This window comes from Alcanivorax sp. HI0044 (assembly GCF_001634945.1).
Genome location: NZ_LWEZ01000975.1, coordinates 1 through 466, shown reverse-complemented (window position 1 = coordinate 466; position 466 = coordinate 1). Strand labels below are relative to the sequence as shown.

General features: G+C 52.4%; 1 protein-coding gene. It reads right to left on the bottom strand.

From position 1 onward, the window contains the following. Nucleotides 1–46: 46 nt before the first annotated feature. Nucleotides 47–340, bottom strand: coding sequence for a hypothetical protein (locus A3730_RS11540; protein WP_156496930.1), 294 nt, complete (start codon nt 338–340; stop codon nt 47–49). Nucleotides 341–466: the final 126 nt, after the last annotated feature.

The following is a 466-nucleotide window of genomic DNA, read 5'->3' as shown; positions in this document are numbered from 1 at the left end:
TTGTCTCTGACGGCAATGAAACAGGCCCTTTCCCAGTATCTGGGTGTTACGGCATAAGGTAGATCAAGGTGTCCTGCATGGCCGGGGGGAGCAGAGGCGCAGACCATACCAGCGCTATCAGGCCTGCCAGAATCGCGCTTTCGATGCGCCAGGCCCGATGACGGCGTATGGCGTGCAAAAGGCAAGCGCAGGCTGCCAGCATCATGCCACTGAAAAAGCTGGCCATGCTGACCAGTTGCCATTGAACATCATTGAACGTCAGGCCGATGCCGCAGGCGGTGAGCGCTGCAGCGCAGACGGTGAGGAATGAAAATGACGAGTGATGATGAGTTGTTTGCATGTCCAGCATCCAAAGATAATCCCCATGGTTACGATTGATGCAAGCAAGCACCGTGCCGAAACCTATCCTTTCTACTTTGATGCTAATCCTTATTTATGAACTGTCTATGAAATTGCTAGCCTTATT

Coding starts and splice junctions, on each gene's coding strand:
- A3730_RS11540 (WP_156496930.1), bottom strand. CDS start 340: ATGCAAACAACTCATCATCACTCGTCATTTTCATTCCTCACCGTCTGC.